The organism is Pseudidiomarina homiensis (assembly GCF_003987225.1).
In the GTDB taxonomy this organism is placed as follows: domain Bacteria; phylum Pseudomonadota; class Gammaproteobacteria; order Enterobacterales; family Alteromonadaceae; genus Pseudidiomarina; species Pseudidiomarina homiensis.
Window position 1 is genome coordinate 225,274 of the sequence record NZ_PIPX01000002.1, and the last position, 21,933, is coordinate 247,206.

General features: G+C 50.4%; 15 protein-coding genes. 10 read left to right on the top strand and 5 right to left on the bottom strand.

Going from position 1 to position 21,933, the window contains the following annotated elements; genetic code table 11:
* Positions 1-8 precede the first annotated feature (8 nt).
* Complete coding sequence (locus CWI70_RS10170) at positions 9-2,672, top strand: bifunctional diguanylate cyclase/phosphodiesterase (RefSeq protein WP_126773380.1); 2,664 nt, start codon at positions 9-11, stop codon at positions 2,670-2,672.
* 39 nt (positions 2,673-2,711) lie between these two features.
* Here CWI70_RS10170 and CWI70_RS10175 read toward each other — a convergent pair whose 3' ends face one another.
* Positions 2,712-4,853: a TonB-dependent receptor family protein gene (locus CWI70_RS10175; protein WP_126773382.1), complete on the bottom strand. Its 2,142-nt coding sequence runs from the start codon at positions 4,851-4,853 to the stop codon at positions 2,712-2,714.
* Positions 4,854-4,924: 71 nt separating this feature from the next.
* Positions 4,925-6,214 (bottom strand): anti-phage deoxyguanosine triphosphatase, encoded by a 1,290-nt coding sequence (locus CWI70_RS10180; RefSeq protein ID WP_126773384.1) that lies wholly within the window; start codon positions 6,212-6,214, stop codon positions 4,925-4,927.
* A 168-nt stretch (positions 6,215-6,382) separates the two neighbouring features.
* Between CWI70_RS10180 and CWI70_RS10185 the strand changes: the two genes are divergently transcribed.
* Positions 6,383-7,597 (top strand): permease, encoded by a 1,215-nt coding sequence (locus CWI70_RS10185; protein WP_126773385.1) that lies wholly within the window; start codon positions 6,383-6,385, stop codon positions 7,595-7,597.
* A 14-nt stretch (positions 7,598-7,611) separates the two neighbouring features.
* On the opposite strand, the gene CWI70_RS10190 is transcribed toward CWI70_RS10185, so the two are convergent.
* Entirely contained in the window at positions 7,612-8,097 is a 486-nt protein-coding gene (locus CWI70_RS10190) for a YajQ family cyclic di-GMP-binding protein (RefSeq protein WP_126773387.1), read from the bottom strand.
* A 78-nt stretch (positions 8,098-8,175) separates the two neighbouring features.
* Between CWI70_RS10190 and CWI70_RS10195 the strand changes: the two genes are divergently transcribed.
* The 6 genes from CWI70_RS10195 (at position 8,176) to CWI70_RS10220 (ending at position 18,624) form a co-directional block, all read left to right on the top strand.
* Positions 8,176-12,675, top strand: a complete 4,500-nt coding sequence (locus CWI70_RS10195) for an EAL domain-containing protein (protein ID WP_126773389.1) — start codon at positions 8,176-8,178, stop codon at positions 12,673-12,675.
* On the top strand, positions 12,656-14,107 hold the full coding sequence (locus tag CWI70_RS10200; protein WP_126773390.1) for a GAF domain-containing protein: 1,452 nt from the start codon (positions 12,656-12,658) through the stop codon (positions 14,105-14,107). Before CWI70_RS10195 ends, CWI70_RS10200 begins: the two co-directional genes overlap by 20 nt.
* 89 nt (positions 14,108-14,196) lie before the next feature.
* A complete protein-coding gene (locus CWI70_RS10205; protein ID WP_126773392.1) occupies positions 14,197-15,108 on the top strand; it encodes an alpha/beta fold hydrolase in 912 nt (303 codons plus the stop codon).
* Entirely contained in the window at positions 15,105-16,187 is a 1,083-nt protein-coding gene (locus CWI70_RS10210) for a homoserine dehydrogenase family protein (RefSeq protein ID WP_126773394.1), read from the top strand. Before CWI70_RS10205 ends, CWI70_RS10210 begins: the two co-directional genes overlap by 4 nt.
* A gap of 89 nt (positions 16,188-16,276) precedes the next feature.
* A complete protein-coding gene (locus CWI70_RS10215; RefSeq protein ID WP_126773396.1) occupies positions 16,277-17,566 on the top strand; it encodes an O-acetylhomoserine aminocarboxypropyltransferase/cysteine synthase family protein in 1,290 nt (429 codons plus the stop codon).
* A gap of 65 nt (positions 17,567-17,631) precedes the next feature.
* Entirely contained in the window at positions 17,632-18,624 is a 993-nt protein-coding gene (locus tag CWI70_RS10220; RefSeq protein ID WP_126773398.1) for an alpha/beta hydrolase, read from the top strand.
* Between the two features lie 4 nt (positions 18,625-18,628).
* Here CWI70_RS10220 and CWI70_RS10225 read toward each other — a convergent pair whose 3' ends face one another.
* Positions 18,629-20,263, bottom strand: coding sequence for a M48 family metallopeptidase (locus CWI70_RS10225; protein ID WP_126773400.1), 1,635 nt, complete (start codon positions 20,261-20,263; stop codon positions 18,629-18,631).
* 11 nt (positions 20,264-20,274) lie between these two features.
* Positions 20,275-20,868, bottom strand: a complete 594-nt coding sequence (locus tag CWI70_RS10230; RefSeq protein ID WP_126773402.1) for a LemA family protein — start codon at positions 20,866-20,868, stop codon at positions 20,275-20,277.
* An 86-nt stretch (positions 20,869-20,954) separates the two neighbouring features.
* Here CWI70_RS10230 and gmk point away from each other — a divergent pair, with 86 nt between their 5' ends.
* Entirely contained in the window at positions 20,955-21,596 is a 642-nt protein-coding gene (gmk, locus tag CWI70_RS10235) for a guanylate kinase (RefSeq protein ID WP_126773404.1), read from the top strand.
* Between the two features lie 60 nt (positions 21,597-21,656).
* Complete coding sequence (rpoZ, locus tag CWI70_RS10240) at positions 21,657-21,932, top strand: DNA-directed RNA polymerase subunit omega (protein ID WP_126773406.1); 276 nt, start codon at positions 21,657-21,659, stop codon at positions 21,930-21,932.
* Position 21,933 lies beyond the last annotated feature (1 nt).

The window sequence follows — 21,933 nt, forward strand, 5'->3', positions numbered from 1 at the left end:
GAATAAATTTGGCGTTTCAGCAACTTGCTTGGGAACATCAACTTTTGGTTTATGGCCTGCTCCTCGCTGTGGCATCGATTGCTGTCGGCTGGTGGGTAGGCCATCGTGAACGAGTGCGTCTAGCGCGCTTAGTGGCCGCTAAATTCCGTACCTTGGCGTCGTTGGCGCAGAATAAATCATTGGAAGAAAAGCTCACTGACATCTGCGCGCTGATTGAAGATCAAATCGACGATGCACTGTGTTCAGTGATGTTGGTCGATGATCGCAAGCGAGAACTGAATGCTGCAAGTGCACTAAGTTTACCTGCTGAATTTGTTGCAGAATTACAAGGATTACCTATTGCTGACGGCGTGGGTGCTTGCGGTACGGCTGCCTATCGTCGGGTTCCAGTGATCGTCTCGGACATGTCGAAAGACCAACGTTTCGATGCTTTCCGCGATATTATTCAGCGCTTTGATTTGAAAGCGTGCTGGTCGTATCCAGTGCTGTCTCCAGCACATAAAAATGTGATCGGGACCTTCGCCGTTTACTTTCGTAAGCGTCGGCAGCCTACCCTGCGCGAACTTGATTTGTTGCAGCGTAGTCGTGACTTGGTAGCGTTAGTTATCGATCAGCACAATGACCGTGTGCAGCGTGAACGCAGTGAGCAACACAATAGGTCGTTATTTAGCTATAACCCCGAAGCGGTTTTTACCCTCGATTTAGAGGGTAACTTTATGAGTTTGAACCGCGCCGGTTCGGACTTGATTGGCTTTGATGAGTTAGAAGTTTTGGGGCAGCACTATGAGCTGGTAGTGCCGGAATCCTATCGTGAGCGAACGCGAGCCCACTTTGAAGCCACCAAAACCGGTAAACCGCAGCGCTATGAAATAAAAATTTATAACCGTAATGGCGAGTTACGGGATTTAGACATCACTAATATGCCCATTATTATTAATGGCGAAATCACCGGTGTACACGGCATTGCCAAGGACATGACCGTTCAACGACGCAACGAGTCACGGCTGAAAATTCTCGAACGTAGTGTTGAATCGAGCAATAACGGCGTGGTGATTAGTGACGCGAGTCAAAAACCTTACCCAATTATTTATGTCAATCCAGCGTTTAAAGAAATCACTGGCTATCAGGACGACAATGACTTGCTCGGCCGTAGCTGTAGCTTTTTGCAAGGTCCGGAAACGGATCCGGCAACGGTAGCCAAGATCCGTCATGCGCTGCAAACCCGAACCGAAGTGCGTGTGACCATTCTTAACTACCGCAAAGACGGCACGCCGTTTTGGAACGACTTACTCATTTCGCCTGTGCGCGATGGTGAAAAAGTAACGCACTTCATTGGCTTGCAGAGCGACATTACCGACCGAGTTGAACGCGAAGAAGCCCTCGAATTTATGGCCAAGCATGACGTGCTTACGCGTTTACCGAACCGTAACGCACTGGAAGATCACCTTGCGCGGGCACTGGCGATGACGGGTGAGGATGCTGCACAGGTCTTTGTTTTATTCATCGATCTAGATGGTTTTAAACCGATTAATGACAGTCTTGGCCATGCTGTTGGCGACCGTATTTTAGTGGAAACTGCTGAGCGCCTGCGTCAACAAATAGGCCCAGGCGACTTGCTCGCACATTTTGGTGGCGATGAGTTCGTAGCAGTAGTTACCAGTGTGCAAGAGCGAGAACAAGTAACGTTGTTAGTAGGGCGCCTATTGGCGCAGTTTCATAATCCTTACCGCTTTGACGACTTGGAAGTGTCGCTGTCAGCAACGGTGGGTATCGCCGATAATAGTGCTGATTTTAACTATCCGGTCGAGCTAATCCAGCGCGCCGACGTGGCGATGTACGAAGCCAAACGACGTGGTGGCAGCTCATGGCATTGGTATAGCTCTAATCTCGATGCGGGCATGCAACAACAAGTTGAACTACGTACCCACCTGCAAGAGGCAATTCAGAAAGAGCAGTTTGAGCTGTTTTACCAGCCGATAGTCGATAGTTTGGGTAAGCCGCGTGCAGTCGAAGCATTAGTGCGCTGGAATCACCCCGACAAAGGCTATATTCCGCCGAACGATTTTATTCCATTGGCTGAAGCGACGGGGCAGATTATCGCCATCGCGGATTGGGTTTTTGAGCGCACGTGTCGTGATACAAAGGCACTCGTTAACGCTGGTTTAGATAGTGTGAGTGTGAACTTTTCACCACTACAGTTTTACCGCGATGACTTTATCGAGAATGTCGCTGCGACGGTGCGCGATTATGGCATCGAGCCCGGGCAGATTGTAATTGAAATTACCGAAAACGTGTTCATGCGTGATAGTGAACACATGATTAACCTACTGCATCAACTGCGTGAATTAGGATTGCGCGTTGCGATTGATGACTTTGGCACGGGCTTTGCCAGTTTAAGTTACCTTAATCAACTGCCCGTTGATGGCATCAAGATTGATCGCACTTTTATTTCTGGGATTGATAACGCCGGACGCAATTCAGCGATAACGCGCGGGGTCTTGATGATAGCGAAAGAGCTTGGTGTGCGAACGATTGCGGAAGGTGTCGAAACGGAAGGTGAGCGCGAGTTTGTGGTGACGCATGGAAGTGACCTAATGCAAGGCTACCTGTTCTGTCGTCCGCAGCCGTTAGAGACTGTATTGAAGTGGGTAGCCGAGCAGGATAAGGCATAGTTATCCTGTCGGCGACCCTCTCTTAGTTCAAGTCAGAACTTAAAACCGATAGTCAAAACCTACCGATACGGTTTGTGGCTTGTTCGGCCGTGCACCGTATGGCAAACGTGAAATAATGACTTGCTCGTCGAAAATATTCTCAACTTTCAAGAATACCGTCGTCTGCGGATTTAGCGGGTAACGACTAATCCAATCCACTGTAAGTAGTGACTCGGTGGTGGCAAATGGACTGTCACTGCGCTGACAGCCAACGCTGACACAAGTCTCATCCATGTATTTCACCACGGCGTGATTGTCCCAACCATTTTCCATCAGTAAGCCTACTTGCGCACTGAAGATTTGCTCGGGAATATCGGCTAACGTATCGCCGTCTTGGACGCCAGTAAGAGCATTATCTTCGCTAATTTCAGCGCTGGTGTAAGTGTAACTAAAGCTGACTGGCATACGGGCCCCGCTAAGTTGCCATTCGTTGCCGAGCTGTACTTCTAAACCTTGTACTAATGCTTCGCCAGTGACGTAACTACCGGACGTTGCGCCATTACTACATGGGCTTGCAACCGAACAGCTTTCCGCTTGATTGTTGAAGTCGCTACGGAAGAAGATAGCTTCGGCGAACAGGTCTTGTGCTTGATAGCGCGCACCGAACTCATAGTTAGTGCTGGTTTCCGGTTCATCAGTTGCAGTTGCACCGCCGCCAAGTGGTGCGAAGCCGCGATGCACACCAGCCAACACTTGCACATTGTCATTTAGATCATAGGTGAACGATACGCCTGGCAACCACTCTTGTGCGTTACTGCTGCGCGAGCTAGGCGTGGTTGAGCGATCAACCGTAGCGAATTGGTGGCGGAACGTGTCCACGTCTTCATAGCGCAAGGTTGCTTGCACTTTTAAGTTCGCGGTGGCTTGCCACACATCAGCGAGCCAGAACGCCATTGCATCGGCACCTTCTAAACGGTTATCGCCGCCGGTTGGCTGAATGGTCTCTTGATACACTAAACTGCCGTTCACTTGATCGTATACTTCAACGGGTTGGAAACGATCCATGCGGTCGCTATGGTCGCGTAAGCCCAACTCAATTTCGTGCGTATGCAAATTGAGCTTGAGGCGTGCTTCAACGCCATAAGATTCATAGGCACGATTGTTGTGTTTGTAGCTTAAACCTTGATAGTCGAGCTCACCGTCAAGCACAGCTTGTGCCTGGTCGTCACCCGCATTAGCGGCTGCGATCAGTGAGCTTGGGCTGCCTTTGAACCAGTCACGCTTGTATTCATTGCGGTAACCGACAACCGCCAAGTTAAGGTTGTCGGCTAAGTCTGCTTCATAAGTCAAACTTAAGCCGCTATGTTGGTTGTCCATTTGATCAATAGCGGTCAAGCCGTAACGTCGGTTAGGGTTACGGTTGAAGTCGGCATCAGTTAAGCCCGCATAGGTTTCGTTGGAAACTTGCTCGGAGTACTGTGCTTTCGCCGTCAAACTTTGGTTAACGCCGGACCAACGCAGCTTCACCAAATAGTCTTCAATATCATGGCCGGCATCACGGTTGCTGCGGTCGATGTCTTTAAAACCGTCGCTGTCGCGTTGCACGGTATCGATGAGCCAGCCCCAAGCGCCTTCAGTACCGCCGTAATAAGCATGAATATCACGGCTGTTATTTTCGCCTAGGCGTAACGTCACTTGCCCTTGTCGCTGCTGTGGGATCGGCGTCGTGACTAGGTTTACCACGCCACCTGTGGTTTGCGGTCCATAACGCAGCAAAGGAGCGCCTTTAAGTACCTCAATGGTGTGCATACGATAGGCTTCAGGGAAGTAATAAGCTGCAGGATTTGAATAGGGTGCCGGAGCGATCATGACGCCATCTTCAAGCAGTGTTACTTTGCTGGAACGGCCGCCAGCGGCTGCCCGAATACCGATGTTAGGTCGTAGCCCTTGACCGTCTTCTTCACGGATGTACACACCTGGTACGGTTTTGAGTAGTTGGTTAATGTCGGTGTGAACTTCAACTTCCATTTGCTCTGGTGCGACGACGGCACTAGATCCGGCGACTGTGCGCGCAGCTTTTTTATCGCCGATAATCTGAATAACCTCAGCAGCATCAGCTTCGGTCTCAGCGACTTCGGCAGCATAAGTAGTGTTGCTGGTAAGGGCGACGGCAATAGCGCCGGCCAGAAATGAATAACGCATGTTTCCCCCAAAATTCATGATTTGAAAAGCGGGGTTGATTATAAATGCAAACTATTCGCATTTGCAATGACTCAGATCACAAAAAGGTTCCTGTACATGCGTTCGGCATAATCATCTGTCATTCCGGCAATGTAGTCGCACAAAATACGGTCAGCACTCGCTTGGCCTTGGCTGTCGTAGGCCGTTTGCCAGCGCGCTCGTGTGTTGTGCGGGAGCAGACGCAACGGCTCATTGTGAAATGCACTGAACAAATTAAGCAGCATGGTCTGACTGCGATAGCGTAATTGCTGAATTGAAGGTTGATTGATCACATGTTCGAAAATCACCGCTTTAAGGCTATCTAGCAGAAAACGTTGTGCTTCGGGTAACACTGCATTAAAGCGGATGAGTGGTTCCTGCGCTGCGGGAAGCACGTGCTCGACGCGAACCGCCGTCACAAAAATATTGACCAAGGCGCCAATCGCATCTTTGCGTACACTGTGTTCCTTAGAAAACAGTTGCGTACCGAGTTTACCCATGAGCGAGCCAAGTTCATCGTCGAGTGTATTGACGACGTGATCAAGGTGCGCGTGCCATTGGGCTTCTGAGAGTGTGCCGGTGACCACGGCATCTTCTAGATCATGTACCCCATAAGCAATGTCATCTGCAAGTTCCATCAATGACGCATCAAAGCTCTTGTGTAAGGAGCGTTGCCACGGCGATTTATCGAGCTGTTCAACGGCTTGGAAGCGTTCACGATCGGCGTCGTTCAGAGGTTCAAGTACCCAATCGAGCAAGTCCGCATCGCAGGCAAATAAAGCTTTTGCTGGTCGCCATTGGGCCAGACTACCAGGATTGTCGAGGGTAGCTGGAGCTTCCAGTTCGGGCATGAGCACCGGATATTTGAGTAAGCCAAGTAAGGCGCGGCGGGTAAGGTCCATACCATGCTCTGCATGATAAGCCTCGAGTTTTCCGACGATGCGAAACGTTTGGCCGTTACCCTCGAATCCGCCTGAAGCCAACATTTTAAAGTTAAGTGCTGTTTCGCCGCCGTGCCCAAATGGCGGGTGGCCAATGTCGTGCGCCAGACAGAGGGTTTCCATTAAATTGAGATCGGGCAACAGCGTGCGCTCGTCTTCGTTGCCGACGTGATGCAATTGATTAATCAGCGACGTGCCAATTTGTGCGGCTTCGAGCGAATGCGTAAGACGTGTGCGGTAAAAGTCATTTTCGCCGACATTCATGATTTGCGTCTTTGACTGCAAGCGGCGGAAAGCTGCGGAGTGCAGGACGCGAGCACGGTCACGTTGCCAGGGGGTGCGACGATCGCCAGGACGTTGGGGTGAAGGTCCGGATCTTCGTGCTTGCCAATGCTCAGTCATAGCTTTTCCTTTTTCCGCTGGTTGTTTCGCTCATTGTCCCGCTCGTTGTCCCGCTCACGGGGGGGGGGGCGGGCTCAATACCCTAGCTATAGTATGCTATGTTTAAGGCGAGATACCAATATTGAATAAGAACAATGAGATAGCATCAACCAATCGAGGACGAGCTTCATGACTGACTTTATCGGTAACTGGCAAGCGGCGGCAACCACCAGCTTAGGTTTCTTTTGGATGGCGTTGTGGGCTTTTATTCTCGGCTATTTTATCAGCAGTATTATTCAAGTACTCGTAACACGCCGACAAATGCGTGCGGTAATGGGTGATGACGGTGCCAAATCGATAGCCTTGGGCACCTTTTTTGGTTTTATCTCGAGTTCTTGTAGCTTCGCTGCGCTTGCGACCACCCGAGCTTTATTCAATAAAGGTGCGGCGTTCACCGCATCGATGGCGTTTATGCTGGCATCCACCAATCTGGTGATTGAACTCGGCTTTGTTATTGCGGTTTTCTTGAGTTGGCAGTTTGTGCTTGGTGAGTACCTTGGAGGCTTTTTGCTGATCGTGTTGGCGTGGCTGTTTGTGAAGCTAACGCGGCCGCAGCAGCTCATCAAAGAGGCGCGTGATAATGAGCAAGGTGCGGCCGACGAAAGCGGTTACGACCTGCGTCATTGGGCGGACGTAACGGATCCAGAGTTGTGGCAGATGGTCGCTAACCGCTATGTCATGGAATGGCAAATGGTGTGGAAGGACATTCTGATTGGCTTCACCGTGGCCGGACTCATTTCCGCTTTTGTACCTTCAGAATTTTTTACCTGGTTATTCCAAGGGGCTGGAGCTAGCGGTGCCGACTTAAGCTTCTGGCAGGTGCTTCAGCAGACTGTTGTCGGGCCCATTGCGGCATTTTTTACCTTCATCGGCTCAATGGGAAATATTCCACTGGCTGCGGTGTTGTTTGGCGAAGGTGTCGCTTTCGCTGGCGTGATGGCGTTTATCTTTTCCGACCTTGTGGTGTTGCCGGTATTACGCATCAACGCACAGTATTATGGCTGGAAAATGGCATTGTATATTGCGGCGATGTTGTTTACCTGTCTAGTGGTAGCATCTCTGCTTATGCACTACGGTCTCGCAGCGTTTGATAGTCTGCCTGACGCTAGCAGTGTGCAAGACATTGCTGAGCGTGACCACTTCAAATTAAATTATGGGTTCTATTTAAATGTGGTGGGATTACTCGTAACGGGCGCACTGATCTTCTTGCATTGGCGCCACCAACAGCATGACCATGGTGATCATGACCATGGCGGCGCGTCACTAGGAACACGACTAATGCTGGGCTTATCGGCGTTAGCGGCATTATGGCTGATTATCGGGGCCCTTTTAAACGTTTTGTAGTACCAAGTTAATCTTTAGTCGCGAAAATTTTCGTATTGTAGAGGCAGTTCGATATCGGACTCGCGTAAAAGTGCCATGGTCTGCTGTAGATCATCGCGCTTTTTACCTGACACCCGAACTTTGTCGCCTTGAATTGAAGCCTGAACTTTTAGTTTACTGTCTTTTATCAGCTTAACTATTTGTTTGGCTAAGGGTTGATCAATGCCTTGTTTAAACGTGACTGTGGTACTGTAGGTTTTTCCGCTGTGGGTGAGATCTTGTGGTGATTCGGTACCGGCCATACTAAGGTTCCGTTTGGCGCAGTGATTCGAAAAAATATCGTACAGTTGTTGCACTTGAAAGTCGGATTCAGAAAGCAATGTGACGGTAAACTCTTTGAGCTCAATACGAGCTTCAACACCGCGAAAATCAAAGCGCGAGTCAAGTTCTCGGTTGGCATTATCGACAGCGTTTTTGAGTTCGATACGATCGATTTCGGAAACTATATCAAATGATGGCATGGTGACCGCCTTTTTAGCTGCTTTTCGTAAACTTATGTTTTATTATCATTAATAAATGGGGTTATCACAAGGAAATGTATGCCTAAATCGAATGGCTCTGCGCTCAATGTGATTGGAATAGGTGCTTCGGCTGGGGGCTTGGAAGCCGTCTCTCAGCTATTACAACACCTGCCCGACAAGCTACCTGCAGCACTTGTGATACTGCAACACCTATCCCCTCATCATAAAAGTATGATGGCTGAGATTTTGTCTCGTGAGGCAAAGCGGGATGTTAAAGAGTTGTCAAAGACCACGCAGCTTAAAGCTGGTGGCATTTATATTGTACCGCCTAATTTCAACGCGGTTTATGAAAACGGTAAAGTCGTTCTTACCACCGCACGCCCTGAAATTTCTCCTAAACCTTCGGTAAACCAATTTTTTTCCTCTATCGCCGATGCCTTTAAAGAAAATGCTGTTGGCGTGGTTTTGTCGGGTACAGGCTCTGACGGCACCAGTGGTTTACGGGCGATTCAAGCCAGCGGTGGCTTAACGTTGGTGCAAGAGCCAGCGACGGCAAAGTATGATGGTATGCCACGTTCGGCAATCCTCGCAGACGCTGCTGATTTTGTCCTGCCGGCAACGGAAATTGGTCAGCGGTTAGTTGAGTTTACGGAATTGTCTCGAACCACCGATGCAGCCGAAAGTGATCGCTTACATACGTTAATGCGCTTGGTCAAAGAGAGCTATGGCCATGACTTTGAAGGCTATAAGCAAGGTACGTTGTTGCGTCGGGTGAAGCGCCGGATGGTCGCCACCGATTGTGATTCGATAATGGCGTATGTCGACTACTTGGGGTCACATCAAGAAGAAATTTCGATGTTGGCGCGTGATTTATTGATCTCGGTGACAGCGTTTTTCCGCGATTTAAATGCGTTCAAAAAATTCGCTGCAGCGCTTAAGTCTTATTATGAAAGCCATGAAGATCTGCGCGAATGGCGTATTTGGGTGGCGGGTTGTGCCACCGGCGAAGAAGCCTACTCAGTGGCGATTTTGGTTGCGGAATTGCAAGAAGAATTAGAGCGCGATACCCGCATTCAGATTTTTGCTACTGACTTGGATGAGCAAGCTTTGCAAGTAGCTCGCCGTGGCCGCTATAGCGAAGGCGCTTTAGCTGAGGTTCAGCAGCACCTGCGTGAGAAATACTTCGATTACGATGGCGAAGATTATGAGGTCAACAAGCAGTTACGCGACATGGTGGTGTTTGCGAAGCATAATTTAGTATCTGATCCGCCGTTCATGCGCGTCGATTTTATTACCTGCCGTAACGTTCTCATTTACTTTGATACCGAACTGCAAAAGCGCGTACTTAAGCGTTTTCACTTTGCGCTTAACCCTTCTGGTTATTTATTTTTAGGACGGTCAGAAAGTATTAGTGCTGCTGAGGATTTATTTCAATCCGTCGAGCGCACCGAACGTTTATTTATGAAGGCGAGTGCGAATGTCGACCGCTCGTTTAATTCGGTCGAATCGGCGCTGACGCGCAAGCAAAAAGCGAAAGAAAACCCCGCCCGTGATGTTTTGCAAAGCCTCACCGAAGGGCTTGATTGGGTTATCGTCGAACTAACAAGTAAACATCGTATTCGCCGCAGTTGGGGGCAGGTCAGCCAGTTCTTTAATGTGGTTGCCGGCGATAACAACGCACTCGCAACGGATATGGTCGCCCAGCAATTCCGCTCGGAGCTCATTTCGCTTTTGCATCGCTTTCAGCGTCAGCCGCAATTGTTAGAGGGACGGCCGCATAGCGTCGACGACGAACATTGGCAAGTCATAGTACTGCCTATGAACAGTGCTGGGCAAACTGTCCCAGCGGTCGTCTTCCGACCGCTTCATATGGCGGTTCGTACCAAGCCGACAAGTGATTCGGCCGAAGACGATAATGTTTGGTTGCAAGAAGAATTAGTAGCGACCAAGGAGCATCTGCAGGCGATGTTAGAAGAGTTATCTGCCTCAAACGAAGAAATGCAGTCGCTCAATGAAGAAACCCAAGCTTCAAATGAAGAGTTGCAGGCGACCAATGAAGAACTTGAGGCTGCCAACGAAGAGCTGCAAGCCAGTAACGAAGAACTGATTAGCCTGAATCAAGAGCTTAATACCCGCACGCATGAATTGGCGCGTTTGAACGAAGAGTACACGCATGTCTACGACGCCTTGGAATTCCCTATTCTGGTGTTTAGCAACGATGCGCGGTTGCAGCGTTTTAATGCTGCTGCGCAACGGCAGTTTGCTTTGCGCCAAAATATGTCGCAGCGAGAGTTGGCGCAACTGAAGTTTCCAGCCACTGTTCGCGATGTGGTGTTACAGCTGTTTAGTGAAGCGCAAGAATCAGGTGATGTGCAACAACAATGGTGTCGCCATCGTGATGAGGTCATGCAGGTGACGGTGGCACCAGGCTTAAACCAAGCCCATGAGGTCGAAACGCTGTTGTTGACGTTTATCGATGTTAGCGACATCGCTGCGGCGCACGAGCAACTCAGAGCATCGCAACAGCAATTGGATCAAATCATTAGTCACACCACCTTGAGTCTGGCGATGAAAGATTTGACTGGCCATTATTCACTGGTGAATCCACAGTTTTCAGAGGTGTTTGCGGTAACGAACGAAGCAGCGCAAGAGAAGACCGACTTTGAGCTATTCCCAGAAGAGTTTGCCAGTAGCATTTGGGAGCATGATTTACGTGCGCTGCGCGATAAACAGGCCGTTACTGCGGAGCATACGTTAGTGCAGGATAATGGCGGTCGGCGTATTTTTCGGATGGTCCATCAGGCGCTCGTTGACCCTAAAGGGAAACCTTATGCGTTGTTGACCGAAGCAGAAGACATCACCTTGCGCAAAAATGCTGAGCAGCAACTGCAGATCGCGGCTAGGGTTTATGAGCAGGCTGGTGAAGCTATCGTTGTCTTGAATGGGCAAGGTGTCATTCAAACAGTCAATTCGGCCTTTTTGCGGCTTACCGAATTGACTGAAGAACAAGCGCTCAATTTTCCATTTTGGAACTTCCTTACAACCGATCAAGAACGCGGGCGTGACCCGAAAACGATTCAACAAACCTTGCAAAAAGACGGTTTATGGCAGGGCGAAACCTTGTTGAGTTCGAAAAAAGTTGAGCAGTTATCGATTTGGTTAACGATCAATCAAATCAAGTCACACGACGCCAACGATGCGGCCTACGTGGCGGTATTTGCCGATATCTCAAACCTGAAAGAATCACAGCGGAAGGTGGAATACCTTGCCACCCATGATAGTTTGACCGGCTTGCCCAACCGAACCTTGTTCCATGACCGTTTGGAACATGCGCTCGAGGTTGCCCGGCGCCGCAGAACCGAAGTTGGCGTGCTGTTTATTGACTTAGATAACTTTAAGCAGCTTAACGATACTTTAGGGCATGACGCCGGCGATGAACTGTTGATACAAGCTGCTGAGCGCTTGAAAAGCGTGGCGCGCGAGATGGACACTGTGGCGCGCCTTGGTGGTGATGAATTTACTATTATCATTGTAGATTCGACCATGGCGGCACTGGAACGGGTTGCGCGGGAAGTGCTGGCAGTACTCGACAAACCGTTCATCATACAACGGCAACGCCATTATGTTGGCGGTAGTATCGGCATCGCCATCTACCCCGATGATGGCACTACTATTGCCGAGCTATTAAAAGCCGCCGACACTGCGATGTATCGAGCCAAAGAAAATGGCCGTGGTCGTTATGAACTGTTTAAAGAAGAACTGCAATCGCAAATGCTCAAGCAAACACGGCTTGAGAATGATTTGCGGCAAGCGTTGCAGAACAAAGAGCTGACGATTGCATTTCAACCGAAATACACATTGACGGACCCGCCTCGCGTTATCGGCGCTGAGGCATTAGTACGTTGGCACCATGAAGAACATGGTGACATCAGCCCCGCCGACTTTATTCCTGCCGCCGAGCTTACCAACTTAATTGTCGAGGTAGACAGTTATGTAGCTCGTGAACTAGTGCAGCAAATGGCCAAGTGGCGTGAACGTGGTCTCGGCTTTCCAATCATGGCGTTAAATGCTTCACCGAAGAGCTTTCAGCACGAGAGCTACGTTGACTTAATCTTGCATTTACTCGAGCAATACAAGTTAGATTCGTTGATGCTGCAACTGGAACTCACCGAGCGAACGTTAGTGACGCAGCAAAACACTGAGCTTGGCAATATTGAGCGGCTTCGAAATGCAGGTATTCAGCTGAGTATTGACGATTTCGGCACCGGCTACTCGTCATTAAGTTACTTAAAACGCTTGCCGTTGGCGGAACTTAAGATTGACAAAACCTTTGTCGATGGCGTTGTTACTGAAGTCAATGACGAAGCCATCTCGCGGGCCATTTTGGCGATGGCGAAAGCGCTTAAGATCAAAACGGTCGCCGAAGGTGTAGAAAGCGAAGCACAAGTGCGCTGGCTGACGCAAGAAGGCTGTGACTACGCGCAAGGTTACTATTTTTCGAAACCGCTGAGCCTGCCGGCGTTCGAAGAGCTACTGAAGGCAGAAAAGGAAGCCGACGATGGCAACAACAACCAGTGAATTTATTACCCAATGCGAAAATGAAAAGCTGCATTTAAGTGGTGCGATTCAGCCCTACGGTGCCTTAATAGTTGTTGATCATCAGCAGACAGTGACCCATGTATCACAAAATATTGGGGAGCTGTGGCGCGGCCAAGTCGGCGACTTTCTCGGCAAGTCGGCGCCCCCTGAGATGACTGGGCTATTAGCGCAGTTGAATCAAAAACGCCGTTATTTTCATGCTGAACTTGATGGACCTCAGGGCACACTGGATGTGCTTTTAACCGAAGGTACAAATGGGCAGATGCTCATCGAGTTAATGCCGACTCGGCGCAACGAGCGTCTGCGCTCCGCTGTAGGCATGTTCCCGCACAATATTGCTACGGAGGAGGCATTAGCCGATTACCAAAAACAACTGGTCGACTACATTCGCAAAGTTACCGAAGCCTCGCGAGTGATGTATTACGAGTTTCTGCCAACGGGTGACGGTGAGGTTCTGGCTGAAGCGAAGCGCGCTGATATTGACGGTTCGTACTTACAGCTGCGCTTTCCAGCAAGCGACATTCCCCAAATCGCGCGGCGCTTGTATTTTACCTCGGAATGGCGGGCTATTTACGATGCCAATGTGGAGTCGGTCGCGGTCGTGGGTGTACAACAAGACGACGTTCCAGATCTCTCGCAAGCAGAACTTCGCAGTGTCTCCCCGGTACACTTGCATTATTTACGCAACATGGGAGTGAGCGCCTCGGTGTCGTGGCCGATCAAAGGGTCTGATGATTTACTGGCGCTGATTTCATTGCACCATGATGAGCCAAAAGCACTTGATTACGGTGTTTTGCGGCACGTTAGTGAGCTTGTCGAAAATTATAACTTCGCACTGCGCGAATACCGCACCGAACAACGCATTCGCCTACATGATCATCTGCAAGCGAAGTTTAATCACTTCCATAATCGCTTACTCAGCGGGGAGCATGCAGAAAACTATTGGGACGATGTGTCCCAATGGTTGCTGGAAGAGTTTGACTGTGATGGCGTGGTACTCCGCACTGAGCATCAACAGCTTACCGCCGGAGTCACGTTAGAACCCGACACCATTCAGGCGCTGCTTGCCCATATGCGGCAACAAGGTGAACTGGCATTTATTTCTGATGACCTACAACACGACGTTGCGGCGATAGACTTAACTGCTGCGGCAGGTGTTGCGGTGCTGCTGAATGCACCAGCACCGAAGCACGAGGTGGCTTTTTTCGCGGTGCGTGAGGCGCACATGTACGAAGTTGCTTGGGGCGGTCGTCCAGACAAGCCTATGGAATCCCGTGATCAATATGTGCCGGTCTCACCGCGCCGTTCGTTTGAAAAATGGGTAGAGAAGCGGATGGCGCATAGTAAGCCATGGGATGAGCACACGCGCATCAAGCTTATGAAGCTACGTTTATTGTTGAATGAATTTTAATTTGGAAGTATAGCCGTCTATATTGACAAGTGCGGTTTGGCTCAGTACATTCGCTGTATTGCCATGTGAACTGAGCCAACCCCGTTATTATGTCTTTTTCCTTTCAAGATCACTTCATTGACTTACCGCAAGGTAAATTAGCACTGCGCAGTTTTGGCCGCGCCGACGCGCCTGTTGTACTGGTGCTGGGTGGTATTTCAGGTGGCCGAAAAATTTATCAGGCGGATGCGCTCCAGCATGACCGCGGCTGGTGGCAAGGCTTGGTCGAGCACGCAGGGCTACAGCGTTACCGGTTAGTTGCGGTGGATTACTGTGGCGGCATGGGCGACAGCGAGTGCCAACAGGTCCCTGGTGAAGTAAGTGAGCACGCACAACTCATCACTCAAGCACTGTTACAGCTCGGCATCCGTCAATTGCATGCGGTGATTGGTGGTTCTTTCGGCGGCTGTGTGGCAATGGAACTGGCCCGAAGTTCTCAACTCGATTGCCAACGCTTAGTGGTGTTGGGTGCCGCGCATCGGCCAACGGCACAAGCGGTGATGATCCGCAGTTTGCAACGCGATTTTATTGCGCAAGCCATTGCCGCTGGCAATGAACTGCGTGGAGTACAGTTGGCACGCGCACTAGCAATGCTCAGTTACCGCGGTGCTCGAGGACTCGATGAGCGCTTTCCCGACCCTTCTCAGGCGGTTATTTATATGCATGAGCGAGCGGCTACCCTAGTGGCGTCTAACCCTATGCGAGCAGTGCAGTTATTCAAGACTTTTGGACCCGCACTCGATCAATTCAAGATCGCGCCGGAAAACTTGCAGATACCGACCTTTGTGGTCAGCTTTGCGGATGATTATCTTGCTCCGGAACACGTGATGGATGAACTTGTTTCGCGGCTACCGAACTGTCACACGCACATGCGTGTAGCAACGCTGCATGGCCATGATGGTTTCATCCTCGACACCGCCAGTTACGGACCACAACTAAAACAATTCTTGGAGGATGCATGAGTCAAGCGGAAATCGCATTAGGTGTTGTCGGCTGCGGCACTATCGGGGGTTATTGGCTCGATCACTTTGCCTCGCAACTGTCGCTTGCCTCACAAACGCGGGTGACAGCGCTATTTCGTAGCTCGCAAGCACTGGTGATGCCACGCGGAATAGATGTTTCGCGCTGGCGCCAGGTATTTGCTGAACAAGCGGAACAGAGTGACAAAAATAGGATCTTAAGTTGGATTCAGGCGAGTCAAAAGCGTGGCCAGCAGACAGTGCTCCTCGATTTAACCGCTGCAAAATCAATCAGTCGGGCTTACGTGGATTGGTTTAAGGCTGGTGCACACGTGATTTCAGCTAATAAATATGCTGGTTCGAGTGGCGTCGACAGCTATCAAGAATTACAACGCGTGCAGCAACAGTATCAACGAATGTGGCTCTACAACACCACAGTGGGGGCGGGCTTACCCATCTTAAGCGCAATAGCTGAGCGCTGTCGCTGCGGCGATGGGATCTTACGCGTGGAGGGCAATCTGTCTGGGTCGTTATCATGGATTTTCCAAAACTATCGAAGTGGTGATGCGCTCTCACAATGGTTGCTTAAGGCGCGTGATCTTGGGCTCACTGAGCCAGACCCGCGCACCGATTTGGGCGGTATGGATGTCGCACGTAAGCTTGTCATTCTTGCTCGAGAAGCCGGTTGGTCGCTGCAACTGTGTGATGTGGCGATTCACAATTTAGTCCCCCAGTTGCTGCAAGAGTGCAGTACAGCTGAGTTTTTAGCTGATCTTACTGCGTTTGATAAGGCTTTTGACGACTGGCGCGCGACGCAAGACGCGAATGCTGAGCAGTGGGTCTATCTCGGCTACATTGAACGCACTGCTGACGGGGGGGTGCGTGCCGGTACCGAGCTGGTACCCATTGCGGCCGAGTCAAGCTACGCACGTTTACCGGCGGGAAACGCCAACTTCACCGTGCGAAGTCAGCAGTACGATGTGAACCCGCTGGTTATCCAAGGTCCTGGTGCGGGACCGGAAGTCACTGCGGCGGGCGTACACAGCGATGTTTTGCAGCTTATCGGCCAGTTAAGAAAGTAAGTAAAAAAGGCTTGCACGATGAACTCACTTCTATAGTATAGACGTCTAAACGTATAAACATCTATTAAATCTTAGTAAGTGAGTGCCTTATGTCTGAACATTACCGAGCCGCAACCCTAGCTATTCATCATGGTTATGAAACCGATCCGACAACCAAGGCGGTAGCGACACCGATTTACCAAACCGCGGCATTTGCCTTTGACGATGCCCAGCACGGGGCTGATCTGTTTGATCTTACGGTGCCGGGTAATATTTACTCGCGCATCATGAACCCTACCAATGATGTTTTGGAGCAGCGTGTTGCTGCGTTAGAAGGCGGTGTGGCAGGGTTGGCCGTCGCTTCTGGCATGGCCGCAATCCAGTACACGCTGATCACGCTGGCGCGCCAAGGCGATAACATTGTCACCACACCGCAACTTTACGGCGGCACCTATACGCTATTTGCGCACATGCTGCCTTCATTTGGCATCGAAGTGCGCTTTGCCAAATCGGATGCGACCGAAGACCTAGCCGCATGTATTGACGATAATACCAAGGCCATCTACTGCGAAACCATTGGTAATCCAGCAGGCAACATTGCGGACTTGGAGGCCTATGGGGCGTTGGCGGACCAGAACGGCGTACCCTTGGTGGTCGATAATACAGTGGCCTCACCGTCGCTGTGTAAACCTTTGGAATGGGGTGCCCATATTGTCGTGCATTCGTTGACCAAATACATTGGCGGACACGGCACCACAATTGGTGGCTTGATTGTGGACGGTGGACGTTTCGATTGGGTGAAGCACAAAGCCAAATTCCCGCAGTTTCATGAACCCGAACCCGCGTATCACGGCGTGGTGTACAACGAAGCGTTTGAAGCGGCTGCTTTTATTGCTCGAGTGCGCACGGTGGCCTTGCGTAACACTGGTGCGGCGTTGTCGCCGTTTAATGCCTTCTTAATTTTACAAGGGCTGGAAACCTTAGAGCTGCGCATTGAACGCCATTGTCAGAACACTGAACGGGTATTGCACTTCTTGCAGCATCATCCAGACGTGGCTTGGGTCAATTATGCGGGTCTGGAGGACCATCGTGATTATGCGTTGGCGCAAAAGTACATTCGTGGAGGGTTACCCGCTTCTTTACTAACTTTTGGTTTAAAAGGGGGGTACGACGCTGGCGTACAGTTCTACGACAAGCTTAAGTTGTTCAAACGCTTGGTAAATATTGGTGATGCTAAATCTTTGGCTTGTCATCCTGCCTCGACAACGCACCGTCAGTTAACTCCTGAAGAGCAATTGCAGGTGGGTGTGAAGCCAGAAGCAATTCGGTTGTGTGTGGGCATCGAGCATCCGGATGACATCATTGCCGATCTTGAACAGGCTTTAGTAAAGACGGCTTAGAAAGTAGCTGCAAAAATTTAGATTAGGTATAGTGAGCCTCTTTGAAGTCGGCCTGAGATAGAAATATGCAAAGAGGTTTACAATTGGTGGTGCTTGCTCTGGTGAGCACCCTACTCATGAGTTGCGCCGCAGTGGTCGAAGAGCGCCTGTCGATGCGACCCACGGCGTTTACGTTAGAGGGTGATACCGAAGCATCGCTACGTATCTTGCAACTCGATTCACGTGAATTTTGCCTGCCTTTTCTCGGTGGCTGCACGGGCTATTTGTACGGAAAGCCCTATCATTTGCTGGCCCAAGACGGGCAAGATAAGTATGAAAAATTTGATTTTGATTTCGCCTTCGATGTCGGAGATCGCATTGAAGAGTACCAACTGAGTTTAAAGCGTGAGGAAGTCTCGCCACAGCGTGGTACGGTGGTGTTGTTACACGGCTATGGCGGTGATAAGTCAACCATGGCCACCAACGCAGGCTATTTCATGTTTCTCGGCTACCATGTGATTGCGCCAGATCTGTTGGGTCATGGCGAGTCAACGACAGATCAAATGGGCTTTGGCGTGCGTGACGCCGACATGATCTCGGCACTGCTCGATAGCCTACCGCAACGCGAAACGCCGGGACCTTTGTATCTAGCTGGGCTTTCTATGGGCACAGTGGCTGCTGCGCAGGTGGCGAAGCAACGTGATGATGTCGATGGTTTGATTTTGTTTGCCCCGATGGCTCCTATGGATGAAGCGACGAATGCCATGCTCGAACTGTGGTTCCCGCGCATGAGTAAGTTGATGCCCACCGAATCCATTCGCGAAGGTGTGATTGGCGCAATGCAGCGTCAGGATATCGAACTTGCCGAAACTGACTTACAGCAGCTATTGCCGCAACTTGACGTGCCTACGTTGATGATCGCCAGTGACATGGATACCGTTGCACCCTATGAGCGTTACTTGCCGTTAGAATCGGCAAAGCGCAAGCTGGTGATGGCGCCGGGGCGCCATCACATTACGGTGGGTATTATTGACAACGAGCTACATCAACATATTAGTGCGTGGTTAGCGGCGCACTAAGCGTCTATTGCAGCATTTCGTCCGGGATAGGCACTTCGATACAGGCACACAAAATAGCCACTAACTGGCGCTCCGCTGGGGACACGACGTTGTCTTTGCGTACGGTTTCCAGCCATTTCTGAATGAGTGTTTCTTTGGCTTTCGGCGCCCAACCACGACACGTATTGAGCGCCTTACCTAACGCTACACGGTCAACATCTTGGCCAGCATCAGCACGCTCGAGAGCGGTAACAGTCACGTCCAACGCCTTTTGGTTGTCGAGGGTGTCTTTGAATTTGCCTTTGGGTAACAGCTGTCTGGCAAGCAGCTGATACAGGCCCCAGTGAAACAAATCTTGGCTTTGCGCCATCTCTTGCAGGTCCTTCAGCAGGTTCAAGCGCTGTGCTTCCGACGCTTGCCGTAAAGCCGGCACGGCGAGCTCTACCAAGGCAAGTTGTTGTGCTGGATTTAACCCTTTCAGGGCTTCGTTGGGTTCACCGAGCAGTTCGCTAAGTACTAAATCATGTACAAGCTTCGGTGCCTGTTGGGGGCTATGCGCCTGCTCAAGGAGCATTGCGGGTAGCGCTAATAAGGCTAATTTATTCAGCGCTGATGGCTTCGGCTGTGCCGCAACATGCTCTTGCTCAGAGCGGCTGCGCGCTTTACGTGGTTCAGGGAAACGTCCGTTCCAGTGCGGCTCGATGCGCTTAATGCGTTTTTCGAGCGGCGGGTGAGTGGCCATCATACCGAACCAATGTTTGAGCGCTTCGCCAAAAAATAAATGCGCTGCTTCATCGGCATTCTTACTGACCAGTCGGCTACCATGTTGGCGCGCACCGATTTGCTTTAATGCGCCCGATAACCCTCCTGGGTTACGCGTGAACTGCACTGCTGCGGCGTCGGCAAGGAACTCGCGTTGGCGACTCACGGCCGCTTTGATCAGGTTGCCAAACAGCACGCCGATGCCACCGACAATCAATAGGCCAATACCAACCAGCGGTAAGGCATTTTTGTTATTGCGACCACGACTGCGGCCACCGGAATACAACAGAATTCGCCCTAGGTGAGCAACCGCAAGAATCCCAGCAAGTGCGGCGATTAAGCGAATATTTAGGCGCATGTCACCGTTAAGAATATGGCTAAATTCGTGGGCGACTACGCCTTGTAATTGCTCGCGTGAGAAAGTTTCGACGGAGCCGCGGGTGAGCCCGATGACCGCATCGCGCGTGTCATACCCAGCGGCAAAGGCATTAATATTGCTCTCATGTGGCAGAATATACACTGCAGGAACCGGCATATTCGCGGCAATTGCCATTTCTTCGACCACATTGAGCACACGACGCTCAACGGCATCTTGTGTGTCTGGCGAGACCAGTTCACCGCCCAGATATTCGGCAATCACTTTACCGCCGGCTTTTAGTTGTAGCCATTTGATCAACATGACCAACAAAATGCCTCCACCGACCGCTAAGCTGACCCACAGAAATGGCTGAATACTGAGTTGATAGCCCCCGTTACCATCGGTTTGTACGGCTCCGGCGATAAACGCTACCACCAAAGTTACCGCGGCAATGATTAGGCCGAAGGCGAGAAAGAATAAAAGTACCAGCAGACCGGTATTGCGCCGAGCCTGCTGTTGATGTTCAAAGAAATTAACCATTCTAATACGACTTAAAAGTTAACTTTAGGTGCGGCTTGAATCTCGGCACTATCCGCAAACTCGAGCAAGCTGGCGTCTTTACCGTGACCAAAGAAGCTGGCAAAAGCGACCGGCGGGAATGACTGACGGTAAGTGTTGTAGCTCATCACCGCATCGTTAAATGCTTGGCGGGCAAAAGCAACGCGGTTTTCCGTGCTGGTCAACTCTTCCGACACTTGCATCATGTTCTCGTTGGCTTTCAGCTCAGGGTACGCTTCCATCACCACGTTCAAACGACCTAAGGCGCTGCCTAATGCACTTTCGGCGCCGCCTAATTCATGCATGGCGTTGGCATTGCGTGGATCTTGTGCCGCTTTGGGCAGTGCTGCTGCCGCTTGATTACGCGCTTGCGTTACCGCTTCGAGGGTTTCACTTTCGTGCTTCAAGTAGGCTTTCGCAGTCTCAACCAGATTTGGAATAAGGTCATAACGACGTTTTAGTTGTACTTCGATTTGTGCAAAAGCATTCTCAAATTGGTTCTTTAAACGGACAAGTTTGTTGTAAATGCTGATGAGATACACAAACAACACAATCGCGATAATGATAATAATCCAACCAGTACTCATGTCGGGGTTCCTTGTAGTTAAGATGTCGCACGCTTACCAGCAACATGCTATGCTTTGCCGTCATTCGCAAGTGATTTTTAGAAGCCATGACGACATCCACCGCTGACGGAAATTTATTTATTGTTGCTGCACCAAGTGGTGCAGGTAAATCCAGTTTAATCCGTGCTTTGCTTGAGCGCCACAATGATGGCAGCATGCAAGTCTCGGTTTCGTGTACGACGCGGGCGCCGCGGCCCGGTGAAGTGAACGGTGTGCACTATCACTTTCTTGATGTCGAAACCTTTCAGCGCAAGATCGAAGAAAACGCTTTTTATGAATGGGCGAAAGTCTTCGACAACTACTATGGCACGTCACGGCTGGTGATTGAAGAGACCTTAAAGCAAGGCATCGATGTTTTTCTGGATATCGATTGGCAGGGTGCCCGGCAAGTACGTGAAGCCTACCCACCAGCACAATCTATTTTTATTGTGCCGCCGAGTCTTGAAACATTGGAACAGAGACTACGCAGCCGTGGGCAAGATAGCGACGAAGTCATTGCTGGGCGCATGGCCAAGGCGCAAGCCGAAATGTCCCATTACCACGAGTTCGATTATTTGCTGGTGAATGATAATTTCGATGAAAGCTTGGCAAATTTTGAACATATTGTACTGGCGCGACGCCAGAGAATGGCGTTGCAGCAATCACGACATGCGGCTAAACTCAAAGATCTCTTGGCGAATGCTGGGTAAATCCGTATAATTCGTGACCCATTTTGCAATTGCAATCTATTTTATTAAGTTGGAGTAACTATGGCGCGCGTAACTGTAGAAGAAGCTGTTGATCGTATTGGCAATCGATTTGACTTGGTATTAGTCGCCTCACGCCGTGCCCGTCAGTTGGCCACCCAAGGCAAAGATGCTTTGGTTCCGTGGAAGAATAACGAGAAAGCAACCGTTGTTGCTTTGCGTGAAATCGAAGGTGGTTTGATCGACGCCGAACGTTTGGACGTTGAAGAACGCACCGAAATGGCTCAGCAAGACGCTGATGAACTTGCTGCTGTAGATGCGATCCGTGGTCTTGAGTAAC